The organism is Methylococcus sp. ANG, from assembly GCF_040730495.1.
Lineage (GTDB): Bacteria > Pseudomonadota > Gammaproteobacteria > Methylococcales > Methylococcaceae > Methylococcus.
This window is the reverse complement of record NZ_CP160399.1, coordinates 3200476-3218373: the sequence shown is the minus strand read 5'-3', so window position 1 is coordinate 3218373 and position 17898 is coordinate 3200476. Positions and strand designations below refer to the sequence as shown.

General features: G+C 57.1%; 25 protein-coding genes. 15 read left to right on the top strand and 10 right to left on the bottom strand.

From position 1 onward, the window contains the following. Window positions 1–54: 54 nt before the first annotated feature. Window positions 55–1809, top strand: a complete 1755-nt coding sequence (locus tag ABZN20_RS15750; protein ID WP_367025867.1) for a S8 family peptidase — start codon at window positions 55–57, stop codon at window positions 1807–1809. A gap of 18 nt (window positions 1810–1827) precedes the next feature. On the opposite strand, the gene ABZN20_RS15745 is transcribed toward ABZN20_RS15750, so the two are convergent. The 10 genes from ABZN20_RS15745 to ABZN20_RS15700 all read right to left on the bottom strand — a co-directional run bounded on the left by ABZN20_RS15745 (window position 1828) and on the right by ABZN20_RS15700 (window position 7528). Then, complete coding sequence (locus ABZN20_RS15745) at window positions 1828–2589, bottom strand: F0F1 ATP synthase subunit delta (RefSeq protein ID WP_367025866.1); 762 nt, start codon at window positions 2587–2589, stop codon at window positions 1828–1830. Window positions 2590–2591: 2 nt separating this feature from the next. Next, window positions 2592–2858 (bottom strand): ATP synthase F0 subunit C, encoded by a 267-nt coding sequence (gene atpE / locus ABZN20_RS15740; protein WP_266021349.1) that lies wholly within the window; start codon window positions 2856–2858, stop codon window positions 2592–2594. Next, window positions 2855–3541 (bottom strand): F0F1 ATP synthase subunit A, encoded by a 687-nt coding sequence (locus ABZN20_RS15735; protein ID WP_218808716.1) that lies wholly within the window; start codon window positions 3539–3541, stop codon window positions 2855–2857. Before ABZN20_RS15735 ends, atpE begins: the two co-directional genes overlap by 4 nt. A gap of 6 nt (window positions 3542–3547) precedes the next feature. Continuing rightward, complete coding sequence (locus ABZN20_RS15730) at window positions 3548–3844, bottom strand: AtpZ/AtpI family protein (protein WP_218808717.1); 297 nt, start codon at window positions 3842–3844, stop codon at window positions 3548–3550. A gap of 142 nt (window positions 3845–3986) precedes the next feature. Beyond that, window positions 3987–4337: a DUF86 domain-containing protein gene (locus ABZN20_RS15725; RefSeq protein ID WP_367025865.1), complete on the bottom strand. Its 351-nt coding sequence runs from the start codon at window positions 4335–4337 to the stop codon at window positions 3987–3989. Beyond that, window positions 4327–4638 carry a nucleotidyltransferase family protein gene (locus ABZN20_RS15720; RefSeq protein ID WP_218808720.1) on the bottom strand — a complete coding sequence of 104 codons (312 nt, stop codon included), beginning with the start codon at window positions 4636–4638 and terminating at the stop codon, window positions 4327–4329. Before ABZN20_RS15720 ends, ABZN20_RS15725 begins: the two co-directional genes overlap by 11 nt. A gap of 218 nt (window positions 4639–4856) precedes the next feature. Continuing rightward, on the bottom strand, window positions 4857–5024 hold the full coding sequence (locus ABZN20_RS15715) for a hypothetical protein (RefSeq protein ID WP_255556667.1): 168 nt from the start codon (window positions 5022–5024) through the stop codon (window positions 4857–4859). Between the two features lie 129 nt (window positions 5025–5153). Then, window positions 5154–6134, bottom strand: coding sequence for an integron integrase (locus ABZN20_RS15710; protein WP_370630417.1), 981 nt, complete (start codon window positions 6132–6134; stop codon window positions 5154–5156). A gap of 459 nt (window positions 6135–6593) precedes the next feature. Beyond that, complete coding sequence (locus ABZN20_RS15705; RefSeq protein ID WP_367025614.1) at window positions 6594–6986, bottom strand: transposase family protein; 393 nt, start codon at window positions 6984–6986, stop codon at window positions 6594–6596. 26 nt (window positions 6987–7012) lie between these two features. After that, window positions 7013–7528 carry a helix-turn-helix domain-containing protein gene (locus tag ABZN20_RS15700; protein WP_367025613.1) on the bottom strand — a complete coding sequence of 172 codons (516 nt, stop codon included), beginning with the start codon at window positions 7526–7528 and terminating at the stop codon, window positions 7013–7015. 612 nt (window positions 7529–8140) lie between these two features. On the opposite strand from ABZN20_RS15700, the gene ABZN20_RS15695 reads away from it, so the two are divergent. From ABZN20_RS15695 to ABZN20_RS15630, 14 genes are all read left to right on the top strand, one after another. After that, entirely contained in the window at window positions 8141–8668 is a 528-nt protein-coding gene (locus tag ABZN20_RS15695) for a DUF1697 domain-containing protein (protein WP_367025864.1), read from the top strand. Window positions 8669–8772: 104 nt separating this feature from the next. Next, window positions 8773–9114 (top strand): YciI family protein, encoded by a 342-nt coding sequence (locus ABZN20_RS15690; protein ID WP_367025863.1) that lies wholly within the window; start codon window positions 8773–8775, stop codon window positions 9112–9114. 129 nt (window positions 9115–9243) lie between these two features. Continuing rightward, window positions 9244–9633, top strand: a complete 390-nt coding sequence (locus ABZN20_RS15685) for a DUF3224 domain-containing protein (RefSeq protein WP_367025862.1) — start codon at window positions 9244–9246, stop codon at window positions 9631–9633. A gap of 124 nt (window positions 9634–9757) precedes the next feature. Beyond that, window positions 9758–10453 carry a hypothetical protein gene (locus ABZN20_RS15680; protein ID WP_367025861.1) on the top strand — a complete coding sequence of 232 codons (696 nt, stop codon included), beginning with the start codon at window positions 9758–9760 and terminating at the stop codon, window positions 10451–10453. A 55-nt stretch (window positions 10454–10508) separates the two neighbouring features. Next, the gene (locus ABZN20_RS15675) at window positions 10509–11429 is read left to right on the top strand and encodes an alpha/beta fold hydrolase (RefSeq protein WP_367025860.1); all 921 of its coding nucleotides are present in this window, start codon (window positions 10509–10511) and stop codon (window positions 11427–11429) included. A 39-nt stretch (window positions 11430–11468) separates the two neighbouring features. After that, window positions 11469–11804 (top strand): SMR family transporter, encoded by a 336-nt coding sequence (locus ABZN20_RS15670; protein ID WP_367025859.1) that lies wholly within the window; start codon window positions 11469–11471, stop codon window positions 11802–11804. Window positions 11805–11946: 142 nt separating this feature from the next. Further along, window positions 11947–12252, top strand: a complete 306-nt coding sequence (locus ABZN20_RS15665; RefSeq protein ID WP_367025858.1) for a chorismate mutase — start codon at window positions 11947–11949, stop codon at window positions 12250–12252. A 77-nt stretch (window positions 12253–12329) separates the two neighbouring features. Further along, the gene (locus tag ABZN20_RS15660; protein ID WP_367025857.1) at window positions 12330–12794 is read left to right on the top strand and encodes a GNAT family N-acetyltransferase; all 465 of its coding nucleotides are present in this window, start codon (window positions 12330–12332) and stop codon (window positions 12792–12794) included. A 99-nt stretch (window positions 12795–12893) separates the two neighbouring features. Then, window positions 12894–13502: a 2-hydroxychromene-2-carboxylate isomerase gene (locus tag ABZN20_RS15655; protein WP_367025856.1), complete on the top strand. Its 609-nt coding sequence runs from the start codon at window positions 12894–12896 to the stop codon at window positions 13500–13502. Beyond that, a complete protein-coding gene (locus ABZN20_RS15650) occupies window positions 13441–14079 on the top strand; it encodes a DUF2380 domain-containing protein (protein WP_367025855.1) in 639 nt (212 codons plus the stop codon). Before ABZN20_RS15655 ends, ABZN20_RS15650 begins: the two co-directional genes overlap by 62 nt. A gap of 603 nt (window positions 14080–14682) precedes the next feature. Continuing rightward, window positions 14683–15261, top strand: coding sequence for a DUF2269 family protein (locus ABZN20_RS15645; RefSeq protein ID WP_367025854.1), 579 nt, complete (start codon window positions 14683–14685; stop codon window positions 15259–15261). 102 nt (window positions 15262–15363) lie between these two features. After that, complete coding sequence (locus ABZN20_RS15640) at window positions 15364–15798, top strand: cupin domain-containing protein (protein WP_367025853.1); 435 nt, start codon at window positions 15364–15366, stop codon at window positions 15796–15798. An 85-nt stretch (window positions 15799–15883) separates the two neighbouring features. Then, complete coding sequence (locus tag ABZN20_RS15635) at window positions 15884–16672, top strand: alpha/beta fold hydrolase (protein ID WP_367025852.1); 789 nt, start codon at window positions 15884–15886, stop codon at window positions 16670–16672. 139 nt (window positions 16673–16811) lie between these two features. Next, a complete protein-coding gene (locus tag ABZN20_RS15630) occupies window positions 16812–17792 on the top strand; it encodes an NAD(P)-dependent alcohol dehydrogenase (protein WP_367025851.1) in 981 nt (326 codons plus the stop codon). The last annotated feature ends 106 nt before the right edge of the window (window positions 17793–17898 follow it).

Genomic DNA, 17898 nt, shown 5'->3' with positions numbered 1-17898 from the left:
TTGCGCTAAGGCCTGAAAAGTGAAACCGAATTTTGTATTGTCTGGAGTGCAGGAATGACGAAAACGCGTTTTCACAATTCTTCTATTACTGTTCTGGCCGCGCTGGCAGCTTTGCTGCTGGGAGCAGAGCCTCCCGATGCTTGGGCAGCGGATGCGCCGGCCAAGGCCTTTGTCATGCTGAAGGCGGACGTGGGGACGCAGGCGCCCCGCCCGGTCGAACCGGTTTTGCTGGACCAGTGGCAGGCGGCTACCGGCGTCGCGCTGAAATGGACCGGCAATACCCGCACCGGGGCGCAGATCCTGCAGTTCCCCTCCGGTATCTCCAGCTCGGAGGTCCAGGCGGCGGTGCGGCGCATGGGGGCGATGGAGGGTGTGCTATGGGCGGAAAGCGAAGGCGGCCAGCCGGTGCGGTCTTCGCGGCAGCAGGCCAAAGCCGCGGAGGTCCGGCCGGCGATAAGGGAATTCATCATCAAGCTGAAGAGCGGAGACGGCGAGACCGTGGAAGCCGAGATCGCGCGACTGGCGGCCATCGCCGGCATCGGGCTGGCGCCCTCGCGGTCCACGGCCGGTGCCGGGGTGTACCGGCTGGCCCGTCCGGTCGACGAAAACGAAGCCCAGGAGATCGAACGGAAGCTGGAGGAGGCGGCTGGTGTGGTGTACGCCGATCCGGTCCGGATGAAGTACGCCAGGACCGTCGTACCCGACGATCCCAAGTTCACGAAGGAGTGGCATCTGCGCAGCGGCGACGGGGCTCAGGCCGGATCGGCGAACGTTCAGGCGGCCTGGGAGCTGACGCGCGGTTCGCCGGAGGTCACGGTGGCGGTGGTGGACTCCGGGATTCTGTTCAAGCCGACGCATCCCGATCTGAAAAGCCGGCTGGTGTTCGCGGACGAAGACCGCACCGCCATCATCGGCTGGGACCTGGTGAGCGACGCCAAACTGGCGCGAGACGGCAATGGACGCGATCCCCGGCCCAAGGACGAGGGCGACTGGCGCAGGGCCGGTTACTGCGGGGATGACTCCGAAGCGCAAGCCAGTTCCTGGCACGGCAGCCACGTGGCGGGAACGGTCGGGGCGGCGACGGACAACGGCCGGGGCATCAGCGGGGTCGACTGGTTCGCGAAGATCGTACCCGTCCGCGTGCTCGCGGCCTGCGGGGGCGACGACGCGGACATCGCGGACGGCATCCATTGGGCGGCGGGGCGGCCGGATGTGCCCGGCACCGAAGCCAATCCTCTGCCCGCGCGCGTGATCAACCTGAGCCTGGGCGGGGACGGCCCCTGTTCGGACTCCTACCAGGCGGCCGTCGACTATGCGCTGTCGCGCAATGCCGTCGTGGTGGTCTCTGCCGGCAACGAGAGCGAGGACACCGCCAACAAGGCGCCGGCGAATTGCCATGGCGTCATCACCGTGGCCTCGGTCCGCCCCGACGGCAACTTGGCCGATTACAGCAATTTCGGCCGGCAAGTCGCCCTGGCCGCGCCCGGCGGGGAAACCGCCGACAGCGATTCCAACGGCATCCTGTCGACCGTCAACGCCAGCAAGAAGCGTCCCGCCGCGGACGGGATGAAATACGGCTGGGAGCAGGGAACGAGCATGGCGGCGCCGGTGGTCTCGGGCGTGGTGTCGCTGATGCTGGCGGCGGACACCGCGGGCAGGCTGAACCCCCAGAAGGTCAAAGACATCCTCATGGCGACGGCCCGTCCGTTCCCGGAGGGCACCCGGTGCGCAACCGACCTTCAGGGCGTGTGCGGTGCGGGTATCGTCGACGCCCATGCGGCCGTCAAGGCCGTGCAAGACCTGCAGTGACGCCGGAGCGGCCGGGGCTCACCCGCCGCCGAGGGAGTTGTCCGCGCCGTCCGCAAAAAACTTCAGTTCCTCCCCGACATTGGCTGCGAGCACCCGATGGCCCGCCCGCAGCCGGATGCCGCAGATGAGGGCCGGGTCCTCGCGGAAACGCCAGGCGATGGTCCGGCCGGCGCGGGTCTCGATCATCCGCGTGAGGCCGGCGCAGGATTCGGGCTTCAGCGGGAACGCGCTGGCGATTTCGGCTTCGGCGCGCTCCTGCTCCTCCAGCGCGCGGGTCAGCGCCAGCCATTGTTCTGGGCTCATGGCGGCGAGGTCCTCGCCGAACATCCGGAGCAGGGCGGCTTCCATCTCCGGCCCGGCCAGCCGTTCGAGGAAACGGGCAGCGAATTGCCGGCTCAGGCGCAGGGCCTGACGCTCGAGGTCCGATTCCATGTCGCGGCGCTGGCGCTCGATCAGCACCCGGGTCTTTTCCCGTTCGGCGTCCAGCGCCTTTTCCAGCTCGCCCAAAGCGCGCTGGCGTTCCGCTTCGAGCTCCTGTTTGAAAGCTTCGCGCGCCTGCCGTTTTTCCGTCTCCCAATCGGCCAACCGCGATTCGTACTGCATCCGCAAGGCTTCCGCCGCCGCCTGGGTGTCGCGGGCCTCGTCCGCCGTCCGGGCGATCTGCCGGCGCCGCTCCTCGATGGCCGCGCTCACCGGCTGGTACAGGAAGCGCTTGAGCAGCCACACCAGGATCAGGAAGTTGGCGACTTCCAGAACGAAGGTGGATGGGTTCAGGTCCACGCTCAGCGGCCGAGGTATTCGATCAGCGGATTGCGGAACAGCACGATCAGCACGATCACCAGCGCATAGATGGCCAGCGATTCGATCATCGCCAGCCCGATGAACAGGGTGCGCATGATGGACTTTTCCGCCTCCGGCTGACGTGCCAGGGCTTCCAGCGCCGTGGCGATGGCGCGGCCCATGGCCACCGCCGGCACCATCACCGCCACGGCGATGCCGGCCACCGCGGCCACGGTGGAGAGGCTGACGAACCCGGTCATGTCGTTCATGGGGAGCTGTTCTCCTGTTGCGGGCCGGACTGGAGGCCGCCGGCGATGTAGACCAATGCCAGAATGCCGAAAATATACGCCTGCACCAAGCCCTCCACGACGTGGAGAAGCAGGATCGGCACCGGCACGAACAGCCCGCCGATGACCAGGAGCAGCAGCCCGATCAGCTCCATGCTCATCATGTTGCCGAACAGACGGATGGCCAGGGCCAGGGTGCGAGTGATCTCGCCGATCAGATGAAAGGGCAGCAGGACGGGGTTGGGCGTCAGGTAGTGCTTCAAATAGGCGGACAAGCCCTGCTGGCGGATGCCGAACCAGTGCACGGAGAAGAATACCAGCACCGCCAGCGCGGAGGTCACCGACAGATCGCGCGTCGGCGAGTCGAAGCCGGGGACGAGGCTGATCAGGTTGGCGGTCACGAGGAATAGCCACAGGCTCATGATGAACGGCGTCACCTCGCGGTAAGCGGTGGGGATCACGTCGCGCACCGCGTTCTCGCAAGCCGACACGATGCCTTCCAGGACCACCTGGACGCGGTCCGGCAACGCCGTCCGGTGCCGGGTCAGGATTGCCGAAACCGCCGCGAGCAAACCCGTCACCAGCACGGAAGTGAGGAAGCTGTCGCTGATCGCCACCGGTCCGACGTGGCCGAGGACTCTGGCGAAAAAATCGATTTGCTCCATCCCCGCTCAATCCTCATGCCGTTTGATCAGTTGCCAAGCGTTCCAGGCGCCGACGACCAGCCCGAGGAACAACAGGCTCAGCGTCCAACGGATCGAATAGCCCGCGCTGTGCTGATCCAGCCATCGCCCCAGATACGCCCCCGCCACCAGCGGCAGCACGAACACCAGCCCCAGCGTGCCGAGATAGGCCGTCTGCGCCAGCACCCCCCGGCGCTCGCGCTCGGCCCGGCGCAGCCGCTGGGCCTGGCGGTCGACCGTGGCGCTCAGGCGGGTTCTTGAATTGGCGGGGGGTGACGGCTTCACGTTCTACCTCCTTCGCGGTCCAGGGGGGGATCGTTGGTGGATATCGCCGCCAAGCCCGCCTGGTAAGTGCGATCTATACCTATCTCCAAGGCCCGCTTCTCGATTCGAGTGTGTTCTGAAGAAGACCTCAGAGCGGTTGATGTCAGGGTGTCCCAGCTTTATCCAGTATTTCGGTTACCCTGTCGTAGAGTGTTGGCAGGGATGCCTCAATGGCGCGCCAGACTGTCAGGTCATTGACGGATGCGTAACCGTGGATCAAGAGATTGCGAAACGCGATGATCTGCGGGACATCGGGAATACGCTCTGCCCATTTAGGGTCGATTTTGCATAATTGATTCAGTGCTTCACCGATGATTTCGAATTGTCGCTCAACGGCAGAACGCAACATCCGGTCATCGAGGTAGTCTTGAAGGCTTTTGTTGGCCGTGAACTCCATTATCGCCTCAGCGGCTTCCCGTACATCCCATAGATAAGCGCGCGAATCACGCTCCATACACGACCTCACGGCTTCGGTTTACGCTGGCCTGGATATAGGGGTTGCGTATGGCAGAAGTTTCCGCGAGGTCGACGGAGAGACCGAGGATTCGGGACAGATCGGCTCGCAGCCCGAAAAACGCTCTTAAAGAGGGACCGTCGGAAGACGGCGAGAACTCGACGAGAAAGTCCGCATCGCTGGTTGCCGGATCGAAGTCGGTTCCACGCGCGGCGGAACCGAAGACCTCCAGGCGCCGTACCCGATAGCGTCGGCAAAGCTCTCTGATGGCCTGCCGGTTTTCATGGATCAATGGATGCATGTGAAGTACCTGCGGAAATTGAAGGAACGCTCGGTTTCCTGTTCGATCGGCATGAAGACAGTCTATCAGCTCTTCAGTCCGTATCCCGCCAACATTAGCGGTTCGAGTGGGTCAATCACGATCCGTGAAACGGGGCCGGCCACGATTTGAGGTGATCACTCTTCGAGTACTCGCTTGTTCAGAACTCATCGCTAGCGCTATCGCTGGTTTGTCGGTATTCATGATAAGCCTACCAACGGCAGTACGAACACCAGCCCCGGCGTGCCGAGATAGGCCGTCTGCGCCAGTACCCCGCGGCGCTCGCGCTCGGCCCGGCGCAGCCGCTGGGCCTGGCGGTCGACCGTGGCGCTCAGGCGGGTTCTTGAATTGGCGGGGGGCGGTTTCAAAAGCAGTTTCCCGTTACCAAAGTCTCACGAAATAGCTTGGCATTGTGCTCTCTTCATAGGGTGAGTAGGTCGGGGGTGGCAAGTCTCGACGAACGTCCGGCCCAAATGGTGCGAAAGCACCTTACCAACTCAAATTCGATCTAACGGGCTGACCACCCCCTGGCCACCCCGGTTCAGCACGTGAGTGTAAATCATCGTGGTACTGACATCCTTGTGCCCCAGCATTTCCTGAACGGTACGGATGTCATATCCAGCTTGTAGCAGATGAGTCGCAAAAGAATGCCGCAAGGTATGCGGCGTCGCCGGCTTGGTCAGTCCAGTATCTCGCACCGCCTGTTTCATTGCCCGCTGGATGCCTTTTTCGTCGAGATGATGGCGGCGCATTGCGCCGGAGCGCGGATCGACCGACACCTGGCTTGCCGGAAATACATACTGCCAGCCCCACTCCTTTCCGGCATTGGGATATTTACGCTCCAGGGCGTAGGGCAGATAAACGCTGCCGAACCCGGTCCGGAGATCGTTCTCGTGCTGCCGCTTGATTGCTTGCAAATGTGATTTCATCGGGTCGATCAGGACTGCGGGCAACATCGTCACTCGGTCTTTGAATCCTTTACCGTCCCGCACAATGATTTCCTTGCGCTCAAACTCGATGTCCTTGATCCGCAGCCGCATAACCTCCATCAGCCGCATTCCCGTCCCGTACAAGAGCCGGCCGATCAGGCTGTGCACCCCTTGCAAACGATCGAGCAACACCTTGACCTCGGCATGAGTTAGAACGACCGGCAGGCGGCGAGATTCCTTTGCGACTTCTACCCCTTCGAGCCAAGGCAGCTCCTGCTGCAGCACTTCCCGATAAAGGAACAAGAGCGCCGCTCGCGCCTGGTTCTGCGTCGAGGCAGCAACCCTTCCTTCGACTGCCAAGTGGGTCAGAAAAGCCTCGACCTCCGCCGCCCCCATTTCCGCCGGGTGGCGTTTGCCGTGAAAAAAGATGTAACGCCGTGCCCAGTCCACATAGGCTTGTTCGGTACGCAGGCTGTAATGCTTTAACCGAATTTTGTTGCGGAGCTGATCGAGGAGCTTTGGCTGTTGCGGCGCGGCTGATGGTGTAATCAACTTCAATCTTGGGGTGTTCATAAATGTGATGTTGCAGTTACAGAGCATGTTGTGTAGAGTTGCTGACGAATTATACACCTATAAGGCGCAAGAAGTTGCGCCTCTTAGGGTGTCCATTTGTAGTTGGGCTTTCTCTTTCGGAGTATGTTATGAATCTGAGACGCTTTCTAGTTGCAGTACTTGCGATATTCATTTTCGCTTTGGTGTGGAATGGACTTGTTCACATGTTCCTTCTCAAAGAAGCTAATTTGGCCCTAGAGAACGTGGCGAGGCCCGCAGCAGAAAGAAATATGGTGCTAGGGCTTTTTTTAACCGCTGGCGTTGCGACACTCTTCGTTTATTCGTATGTTTCGTTTGTCCACACACCCGGACTTAAGCGGGCACTTGGTCACAGCGCATTCTTTGCGCTTCTAGCTGGATTGCTTATTAGAGTTGTTTCCGATGATAACCGCATGATTACAAAGAAATTTTTAGATTCCAAAGGCCAGCGCCAAGCCCGAAAAAGCTATCTATGAATAGACTGAGTCGGTTTCTAATGCGATGCATCAAGCAATGAAAGGTCTTCATTCCTCCAATGGAGTGTTCGACGGAGATGCGAGTTCGCGCTTGCTTTTTGTTCTCGCGCCTTTGTTGATCTGCCAACGCGGGATGAGGATTGTTCTTGGAGGCTCTGGGTTTCTTATGAGGCAGGTGAATTCTGGCTTTATTCCCATAATCGGAAGCGGCCCCCAAGAACCCCAAATCCAACCAGACATCGGCACCGTCAAACCATGATAAGGCAGGATCGAACCATCGCTTCATCAGCGCATAATCATGAACACTGCCGGCCACGATACTTCCAACGAACAAAATTTGCCGTGCCAGGGTCGAAATGACTAGGGTTTTAACCGTATGGCGTTTTTTTTACCGCTATAGTGGGCTTTCTGCTGATCGTCATCCTGCGGCCTGACGCAACTGCATTCCACCCCGTCAATGATGATATCTCCATGTTTTTCAATCAGCTTCATCATCTCTCCCGGGGTCGTCAGCTCCCGCTCGGGCAGCAGATCAAGTTTCGCCAGGCTGCGCCGTAACACGGGCAGAAGTTGCGCCACATGGCGATGCGCGTGTCCCGAGCTGAAGCCAAAATGAAAGCCCAGGACATCGAAGGTACAGTAGGTCTTGAGGTAATGCAAAATGAAGAACAGCTTCTTATCTATCCGATCGAGATAGCCCACATGGCCACCTTTGGGTACCCGTTTTATTTCGCCTTGCTGAACGCGTTCTTGCTGAATCTCCGCATGAGCCTCCTCAAAGATAGGGCAAAGCTTGGCGAATTGCGCCTTACTCATTCCGATCAGGGCTCTGACGGTACGCTCACTGGTTTCTTCCATGAACTTTTCAAAAATCATTGGCTGACATCATTCGATTGTTGTTAATTGTTTTATACCACAACAAATCCATTTATTTCAACGGAAGCAACTCTATTGATTTGAATCAATTTTTTCTGTATCCAATTCCCGGTTTATTAGCCTTTACCTGGTTTCTTTTCGGTTTCATTGAATTTTGTATTTATGGTGTTCTTGTGTTCTGGCTATATCCTGTCAATACCCAACCTGCCGCTCCAAGAGATGTGCCACAAGCGACGCACCACTTACCATAACGTCGGGCTGTAAGGTTTTGAGATCAGCTTAGCTCCGTTGTGTCACTGAAGATTTGTGGTGACTGAAGGGCGGTTGCGGTAGGTTCCTGGTTTTCGGTTGAGTGGGTTTTATGTTGCCGTTTGGTGTTTCGGGTATGGCTACGTGTAGGCTGGGTTGCAGCCTGGCAAAACAGAGTGTTTTAGCGCTGTTGGGGTCTAGTGGAATCGCCAGGCCCAACAAGTCGGTCAAAGGGACGCGCCGCCCGTTGGCGGTTTTGAAGGTTGGTTTTTTATCACGGTTCGGTGGCTTCGTTTGGCGTTTGTTGGCGGCGCGCCCCTTACCGTAACGTTGGGCGCCTTCATCCATGACCCACGGAGCGCAATGAAGAACTACGCAATCTTTCTGCGCGGTGTTACTCCTACCGGCAAAAACCGAGTGCCGATGGCTGAGCTACGCGCCGCCCTCAGCAACTCTGGATTGCTGGATGTGCAAACGTACATTCAGAGCGGCAACGTCATTGCAAAGTCAACCCTGGATCAATTGTCTCTACAATCTCTCGTTCATGAAGTCATTATCCGTGAAATCGGAGCCGACATAGCCGTAATCGCCCGGACACACAACCAACTCAAACGCGTCATGGAAGGCAATCCGTTCCCCTTGAGTGCAGTATCTCGCACGTACTTTTCGCTGCTAGCGGTGCCGCCAGCAGCGTATCTTGCCGATGGCCTGTCCCAACTTGATTTCTCACCTGATACGGTAAGAGTCGGCAACGATGCGATCTACACGTTGTACGCGACTAAACATAGCGATTCGAAGTTCAACAACAATTTCTTCGAGCGAAAGCTGAAGGTTGCAGCGACAACTCGGAACTTCAACACTATGTCTCGTTGCGTCGAGCTCAGCGCGTAGGCCATGTGCGCCGAAGACGCCCAAGCCGCGCAGCGCCGGTTAGCTCTACGATGGGCCGCACACTCGCTTCACGACCGACATCAATCTCCAATGGAAATAGCACCATGGCCAAGTACCTGATCTCCTTTCCCAGCGCTGCGATGGTCGTGCCAGATGACGCATGGGAGGCGGTAGGCCGCGACGCGCACGCCGTGATCGAGGAGGCAAAAGCTGCTGGCGTCTACGTCTTCGGCGGCGGCATCGACGAAGACGTTCCGCCGGTGCTCGTAGCGGCCGACGGCGCAGTCGCCGAGGGCGGCTATCCATGGGCGCCCCCGATTGACGGCGGCTTCACTGTGCTTGAACTTCCCTCGCGTGAAGACGCCGTCGCGTGGGCCGCGCGCATCGCGAAGGCCTGTCGCTGTAGTCAAGAACTTCGTGTCTTTCAGTTCGACCCGCAGTCCTGAGGCCAGCATAGAAATGGCGCAGAAAGTGCGGCCCAACCCATCATTCCACCGGACCTTGCGCATAAAGCCGCGCAAGGCCGGTGAATTCAAACGTTGGGCAGATAGATACCTCAAGCGGAGGGATAGGTCGTGATTTCGGGGAAATTCGATTTGGTTTTGAGCCCATTGGAAACCTACGCCACCGGTGTTGATGGCGTAAAGCTCGGCAGAATGTCAATTGACAAGACATTCTTTGGTGGCTTGTCGGCTGTCAGTAAAGGCGAAATGCTCAATGCGCTTTCTCCGGTCGAAGGCTCGGCGGGCTATGTCGCGATAGAGCAGGTAACGGGAGAATTGGAAGGGAAGAAAGGCAGTTTTGTCTTGCAGCACTACGGGCTGATGGGCGGTGATCGTGGAAGGGTCCTTACTCTCGAAGTTGTTCCGAACTCGGGCACGGGTGAACTCGAAGGGCTCACCGGAAAGATGGAGATAAGAATCGAGGGTGGCCAGCATTACTATGATTTCGAATATCACCTGTAAACTTCCGTTGCCGAACAAAGCACTCCAGCCGCCCCCCTACGCGGTTCCGCATCGGCCAAGCTTCTCGTTGGCTCGCGATGGGAATTACAAAGGCCATTAACGAAGAAGAATTGAAAGAAAAACCATGTCGTACGAAACAGGGATCAAGAGGGGCGATCGCCAGCAGAGATTAAGTGGTCTGGGGTTTATCGGCGGAGCGATTCTGATTGTCGTCGGAAGCCTTCTGCTTCCGCGCGCGCCGAATCTGGGCGACATTCAAGCCATGCAAAAAGCGTATGCCGAACAGGCTGCCCTGTTACAGGCTTGCGCCCTGCTCCTTGCTTTCGGCTTTTGGGCATTGTTGATTGGAACAGCCGGCGTGTACCACTCCATTACGACCGACGGCGCAGCCTGGGCTCGCCTTGGCTTTTATTTTCACCTGGTCGGCGCCGCTCTTTGGACAATCGGCATGTCTTTGGATATCTCCTATCCCGCTGCAATTCTCAATTGGCTCGCCGCATCCGAAAGTAACCGGGAAGTCGCCTACAGTGTTGTGACTGTACTTTCCCCTCTTGGATTCGGCCGCGGAACGTTCCCCCTCAATATCATTGTCAACTGGCTTGCTTTTACCTTTTTCAGCATTGCGGTGCTTCGCAGTTTTACTTATCCGCGTTGGATTGGATGGTATGGGCTATTCTTGGGCATAGCCGGTTTGGCACTCGGGATCATCATGACATTCACGGGTCGTGAAGCTGTCATCAATCCCTTTGTCATCTTTATGTTTCTGAACCTCGTCTGGTGGTTCGCATGGGGAATCTGGATCATTCGAAAGGCATGGTAACGAGTGATGCCAGACGGGGAACGGTATCGTCCGTCGGCTTCAGGAGAGACATGTGATGCAAGAAATGTATGTGCGCTCGGGCGACAGGGAACTGTGGACCCGGAGCGATGGCGGAGAGGATGGCTCCCCTATCCTGTTCATCGCGGGGGCGAACGCCTCGGGGCTGATGTGGCCCGATGAATTCATCGAATTGTTGACTTCAGCCGGTTTCCGGGCAATTCGATATGACCACCGCGATACGGGAAAATCGACGTTCAGAACGTTTGAGGAAGATCCATATACCGTCGAGGATCTGGCGAATGACGCAATAGCCATTTTGGACGGGTGGAAGGTGGAAAAAGCGCACGTGGTCGGCCTGTCGCTCGGCGCGACCATCGGCCAGGTGCTGGCGCTGGATTACCCGGATCGGTTGCTGAGTATGACGCTCATGTGTGGCGCGGCGCTCGACGTGGATTTTGTGGGAAACATCGGACGCGCTTTCTCCGGTGAACCTGCGCCGGATGGGCTGCCTCTGCCGAAAAGATCGGCCCTGGAGGCATTGGCCCAGCGCAGTGGAAGCATTGATACCCTGGAGGCCGCTCTTGAGAGTCGCGTGAACGAGTGGCGGATACTAGCCGGAAACAAGATTCCTTTCGATGCGGAAGAGTTTCGTGAATGGGAAAGACGCAGTATCCAGCATGCAGGATCGTTGGCACATCCAGGCAACCATGCCCTGGCGAAGCCGGTGGCGCTGACCAGAGGCGAGGAGCTGCGCCGCGTGAGCGTACCGACCCTCGTGATCCAGGGGACGGAAGATCCCTTGAACCCGCCTCCGCACGGAAGACACATAGCCGATCTCATACCTTCGGCTCGATTGGTCGAGATAGAGGGGCTGGGCCACGCTCTGCCCGGTTGTTTTCATCAGTTAATTGCGCAGGAAATCATCTGCCATGCCCAACAAAGCCATGCGACCGGCATACATGCCTCGCGCGGCTGAAGGCTGGCGTTAGGCGTCTCCACACTGAGGATCATGCGTATGCAACAGTGGATTTTTCTTTCCGTAGCAATTGTTAGCGAGGTCATTGCGACTTCTGCTCTGAAGGCATCTGAAGCGTTTTCGCGTCTATGGCCTTCGACTATCGTCATCGTTGGCTACGCGGCGGCTTTCTACTTTCTCTCACTCACACTCAAAGCAATTCCGGTCGGGGTGGCCTATGCAATCTGGTCCGGCGTTGGCATCGTTCTAATTGCGCTGATTGCTTGGATTCTCTATGGGCAAGCTCTCGATCTTCCGGCAATCATAGGCATGTCGCTCATTGTGGCTGGCGTCGTCGTTCTCAATTTGTTTTCCAAGGCTATCTCTCACTCATGATTCGCCCAACCCATCATTCCACCGGACCTGCGCAAAAAGCCGCGCAGGCCGGTGAATTCAGACGTTGGGGGTGTCCAGTGCGCCACGCCTGCCGTATATCCACAAATGTCTCTGTATTCATCATTTTCCCAAGGAGCATAGATTGAAGAGCATCGACAACTGTCAGAACATCGAAGATGTCCGCACCCATATTGATCGCATCGACCGCCAGATTGTTGCGCTACTGGCAGAGCGTGGGGCCTATGTGAAACAGGCGGCCAAGTTCAAGAAAACCACCACCGACGTCAAGGCACCCCAGCGAGTTGAACAGGTCATTTCAAAGGTCACGGCCCTTTCTGTTGAGCTTGGCGCAAACCCCACCGTTACTGAACAGGTCTACCGCGCGATGATTACCGGCTTCATCAATGCTGAGTTGGCTGAGCATGCGGCTCTTCAGGGCAATGGGTAACGCCACCCCCAACCCGGCAGTCGAGCTGACCTGCGCGAAAAGCCGCGCAGGCCGCTCACTTCTACGTTAGAGAACGAATGAACATCGAGTATTTGGCAGACCACAAGGAACTTATCCCTACGCTTGCTCGGTGGTTCTATGAAGAGTGGGCGTATTTGCACCCGGAACGAACGTATGCGGATGTGGAGCACCTTATTACTGAAAGAGCGCAAACAAATAAAATTCCGGTCGCACTGGTCGCCTTCGAGGGAAACGAGCTGCTTGGAACGGTGTGCCTCAAAGTTCACGATATGGACACACGTCTTGATTTAACGCCTTGGCTCGCTGGGCTCTATATTGCGGCTCCGAGGCGGAAACAAGGCATAGGGGCAACGCTTGTCTCGGCCATAGAGAAAAAAGCTCACGAACTTGGAGTCAAAACGCTTTATTTGTACACGCCAGAATCAGAAACGTTTTATGCAAGGCATGGATGGCACGTTAAAGAAAGGACCGAATATCATGGTTGTCCCGTTACAATCATGGAGAAACAAATCGTCCTCTAACAACGCCATCAACTCGGACAGCCAAAAGCGCCGCTCCGCTCTGCTTTTGGCTGCCGGTTATGGCGAACGTTAGGCCACGTAGAAGAATGGGAGTTTTCCATGTCCTTGGAATTATGGTTTGACTTTGCCAGTCCCTACGCCTATCTGTCAGCATTTAGAATCGAGGTGCTTGCTCAGGCACGGGGTATTTCGCTTTGTTGGAAAGCCTTTTTGCTAGGCCCTATTTTTCAGGCGCAAGGGTGGAACGATTCGCCCTTCAATCTCTATCCCGCAAAAGGGCGCTACATGTGGAGAGACATGGAACGTTTATGCGAGAAATACCGACTTCCGTTCCGCCGGCCCTCGGTGTACCCGCGCAATAGCGTGTTGCCTGGGCGGGTGGCGTGTTCGGCCGAGTCCGAACCGTGGCTTCCCGAGTTCGTAAAAACGATGTTTCGCGCCAATTTTGCCGAGGATTTGGATATTTCCGATCCAGCGATTATTCAGGAGAAACTGAACGGGCTAGGAGTCTGCGGAGCTGACTACCTTGCCTTTGCTCAAAACACGGAGAATAAGGACAAGCTCCGAAAACAAACAGAAAAAGCCGGGGAATTGGGAATCTTCGGAACCCCCATGTTTATCGTGGACGGGGAGATGTTCTGGGGCAATGACCGGCTTGAAGATGCGATGGATTGGTTTCAGACCCAAGTATGCAAACATGCCTCTTGAGGCTTTTTCACACCTTACAATGGAGAATTCTATGCGCTTGTTTCTTCCGTGCCTTGTGGCGGTTCAATTGTTATTTCTGTCACCCATTACCACTCTCGCGGGTGATGCACGCGTCGCTGTTTTGGACTTTGAGCTTAATGATCTAACGCTCAATTTGACTCCTAATCCTGTTAACCCTGAAGAAGTAGAGCGTACAGCATCGATTAAGCCGTTGTTACAAAAGGCTTTAGAAGCAAAAGGCGGCTATAAAATCGTTGACATTGACTTAGAAACTCAAGACAAGGCAGACGCGGGGTTTGGTTATCTTTTCGATCACCACGATGTCGCTGCAGAACTTGGCCAGAATTTCGACGCTGACTGGATAATTGTTGGGCGCATTCATAAGGCAAGCTTTTTGTTTGTCTACTTCAAAGCCCATTTGATAAATACGAAAACTAAACGGCTTGTTGGCGATTACACGGTCGAGGTCAAGGGCCAGCAAAAGAAGATAACACCGAAAGGTGTTGAGCGTCTCGTAGAGCAAATAGACGAAACTATACGTCTTCAAATAGCTAAAAACCCTAATACATCGCTCTAACCCGCCGCTCTCCGTTTCGCTCCAAGCGACGGGTTGCTGGGGTCGGTCAATCCGGGCGCCTTGTTACGGGCAGTTTTCCAGCCTAACATGGCGCTCAAGAGGGACGCGCCGGGGCGTTGGCCGTTTGGAGGTTTGTTGCAATTTCAGCTTCGGGGTTTCGCTTGAGCGCAGTGCCCGGCGCGCCGCTTAGCTTAGTCGTTAGGATAGGACCCGGTGAAAAGCAAAAGCGGGTCCGGGTCGGATGTTGGTGGCGACGTCGACAGGCACCAACGTTGCGGCGACCCGGAATCTTGACCCCGTGGCGTCGCGCCACAGACAAAATCAGAAGCACCGCCGCGGCTCCTTCCTCCGAACTCAACCCGCGCGCCACCATGCGCAACGCTTACGCGCTGCGCCGCACTCCGCGCTCCCAGGTCACGCAGTGTCCGCACTTGCGCGCCCGCGTCGCGCGCAATCAATGACGTCGTGGTGGAGCCGCTATGTATCCTAACCCGTCGTTCAAGCCGACCGCTTTGGGCGGCACTTGATTTTCAGAGTGATTGAACCATCATTGCCCAGTGCCGCCCAAAGCGGCGGCTTAACTCTGCGTTAGGGCTCAAGACCATGACTTACGATTTACTTAAACTCGCACACATCATTGGCGCTATCTTAATCGGCGGAGGACTGATCGGCGTGTGGTTGACTGATTTGCGGTCCCGTCAGTCATGTGAAATTGTGCGCTTTTCCGAATCCGTGCGCAACATTGCAGTGTTTTACGACGGCGTTGTGGTTCCGGGCGCGATTATTCTCCTCGTCTCTGGCACTTGGTTGATTGCTGAGTTCTTCGGTGGCTGGAATTTTGTTTCCACGCCATGGCTTGCGGGCATGGTCTTCCTGTTTGTTTTCGAATTTATCGAGGGTAATACCGTTACGCGCCTCTACTTCATGCGTCTGCGCCGTTTGACCCAAGAGGCTTTGCAGGTCGGCGCATTTACGCCCGAGTTGGCGAAAGCGCGCGCCGAGAATGTGCCAACTTTTACTCACTTCCTCGATTTGCCGATGTTGTTTTTGATCGTCACATTGGGTGCGCTTAAGCCCAACAATTGGGAGTTGTTTATTTTTGGCGCCTTGGTCGCCCTGGCTCTTGCCACCGCCCTAACAATTTTCATTCCCCGTCTTTATCCATGGGCGACAAACCAATGAGCCACTATGCCGTCCTAACCACGCGCTCCAGCCGACTCCGCTAACGCTACGCGGCTGAGCTTTGCGTTGGGCATCGCAGTCAGAACGAAAGGAGTAACAGCAATGGATACGAGCAACTTGCTTTGGGTGCTTGGGCATAGGATTCGGCCACTCGATACCGATGTGTCCTACGGCATGATCGAGGTCACATCACCACCACACGTACCGGGTCCGCCGCCGCATTTCCACAAGAGCGAGAACGAGTTCTTTCTCATCGTTAAGGGCACCCTGGACGTCATGATCAACGGCGAATGGCAGCGTTGTGGGGCCGGCAGTTTCTTGGATTTGCAACCCAACACCACGCATACCTTCGTCAACAACACGGAAGAGGATGTGGTCTGGATCACAGGCTGGCGGCCGAAAGGATTTGAACGATTCTTCAGAGATTTCGGCATTCCGGCGGCCGAGCAAGACGCGGAGCACAAGTCGGTGGCAGATCAGGTCGTTCAGAAGGTCGTCCAGAACGTTGAAAATTACGGCATGTATCTGGCCAAGTGAGAGCGCCAATGCCCAACTGCCGGTTGCAGCGGACGGCGTCCCGCCGCCGCTGAACCGGAACGTTAGGTGCAAACTGAGGAGAGTAATGCCAGAAGTTCAGTCGCACGGGATACGAATCAGCTACGACGACCACGGCCAGGGAGAGCCGGCACTCCTCTTCCTGCCCGGCTGGTGTGGTAGTCGCAGGGTCTTTGACGAACTCGCCGAGCGCTGCGCCCAACGGAGGCGCACACTTACCATCGACTGGCGCGGGCATGGAAGCTCGGCGAGACCCACTGGCGATTTCGGCGCCAGTGACTTGGCTGACGATGCGCTTGCCGTCATCGATACGAGCCAAGCGGAGTTGGTGGTGCCGGTCGCGCTGTCCCACGCGGGCTGGGTCGCCGTCGAGTTGCGCCGCAGGCTGGGTGCGCGTATCCCGAAGCTCGTCCTGCTCGACTGGATCGTTCTCGAAGCGCCGCCACCATTTCTTGGGGCGCTGCAATCGCTTCAGGATTCTGCACAGTGGCAGCAAACGCGTGAACAACTCTTCTCCATGTGGCTTCAGGGACCGGATATTACTGGCTTGACCCACTATGTACGCGAGGATATGGGTTCATACCCCTTTGATATGTGGGCTCGCGCAGGCCGCGAGATCAGCCAGGCATATGCGAAGGCCGAGAGCCCCCTCCAGGCACTGGCCAGCCAAGAGCCTCCCGTGCCCGCGTTACATCTGTACGCCCAGCCAGAAGACCCGGGATACCTGGCCGCACAGAGGTCATTCGGTGCTTCGCATCCCTGGTTCCAAGTCTCGAAGCTAGAAGCGCGTAGCCACTTTCCAATGTATGAAGTACCCGACGAGATGGCAATGGCTATCGAGAGGTTTGTAGCTTGATTCATGCTTGCAGCGCCTAACAATCGCTTCCAGCCGACGGTCCTGCCTCCGCTTGCGCTGCGGCAAGCCCGCGGCTGAAGCGGGGCGTTGGACAACGCGAAAGACTGCGGATCAAAGTGACCTTCGAGGGCGATAACGTATGAAAGCAATTGTGTATGAAAGATATGGGCCGCCCGAGGTTCTTCAATTGAAGGAGGTCGAAAAGCCCACGCCCAAGAACAATGAAGTCCTGATAAAAACACATGCGACAACGGTAACATCCGGGGACTGGAGGGTGCGAAGTCTCAATGTGCCTGCCGGCTTCGGGCTCATCATGCGTTTGGTATTTGGAGTCTCAAGGCCAAGGCAACCCGTACTAGGAACTGAGCTGGCCGGGGTAGTTGAATCGGTCGGCAAAGACGTAAGCAAATTCAAGGTCGGTGACCTCGTTTTTGCGTTCAGCGATGCCTCCATGGGTTGTCATGCGGAGTACAAATGCATGCCTGAAGACGGGGCGGTGGCATTAAAACCGCCCAATCTGACCTACGATGAAGCCGCAGCACTGTCTTTTGGCGGAACAACGGCGTTGGATTTCCTCAGAAGAGGAAAACTTAAGAGCGGGGAAAGAGTGCTCGTCAATGGTGCTTCCGGGGCGGTAGGCACAGCTGCGGTGCAGCTTGCCAAACACTTCGGGGCAATTGTCACCGGGGTGTGCAGTACCGCGAACGTGGAACTGGTGATATCGCTGGGTGCCAGTCATGTTATCGACTACACCCAGGAAAACTTCACGCAGAATGGCGAAACCTATGATGTCATTGTCGATACCGTAGGCACGGCTCCGTTTTCCTGTAGCAAGGCTTCGTTGAGGGAAGGAGGACGCCTTCTTATGGTTTTAGCCGGGCTGCCAGACATGCTTCAAGCTCCATGGGTGTCGATGACGAGTAGCAAGAAAGTCATCGCTGGGCCAGCCGCCGTGCGCGTTGAAGATTTGCGTTTTCTCGCGGGTCTGGCTGAGGCGGGAGAATTCAAACCGGTCATCGATCGGCGCTATCCGTTCGAGCAGATCGCCGAGGCTCACCGCTACGTCGACACCGGACGCAAGAAGGGAAATGTCGTCATAACTCTGGAGCATGACGATTGAACCCAGGAGCACCGATCACGTATGCGACCATCTGAGAGGGCATTGTCCAACATGGCGTTCGAGAGGGACGCGCCAAAAGCGGCGCGCCCCTCAACTTTACGTTGGG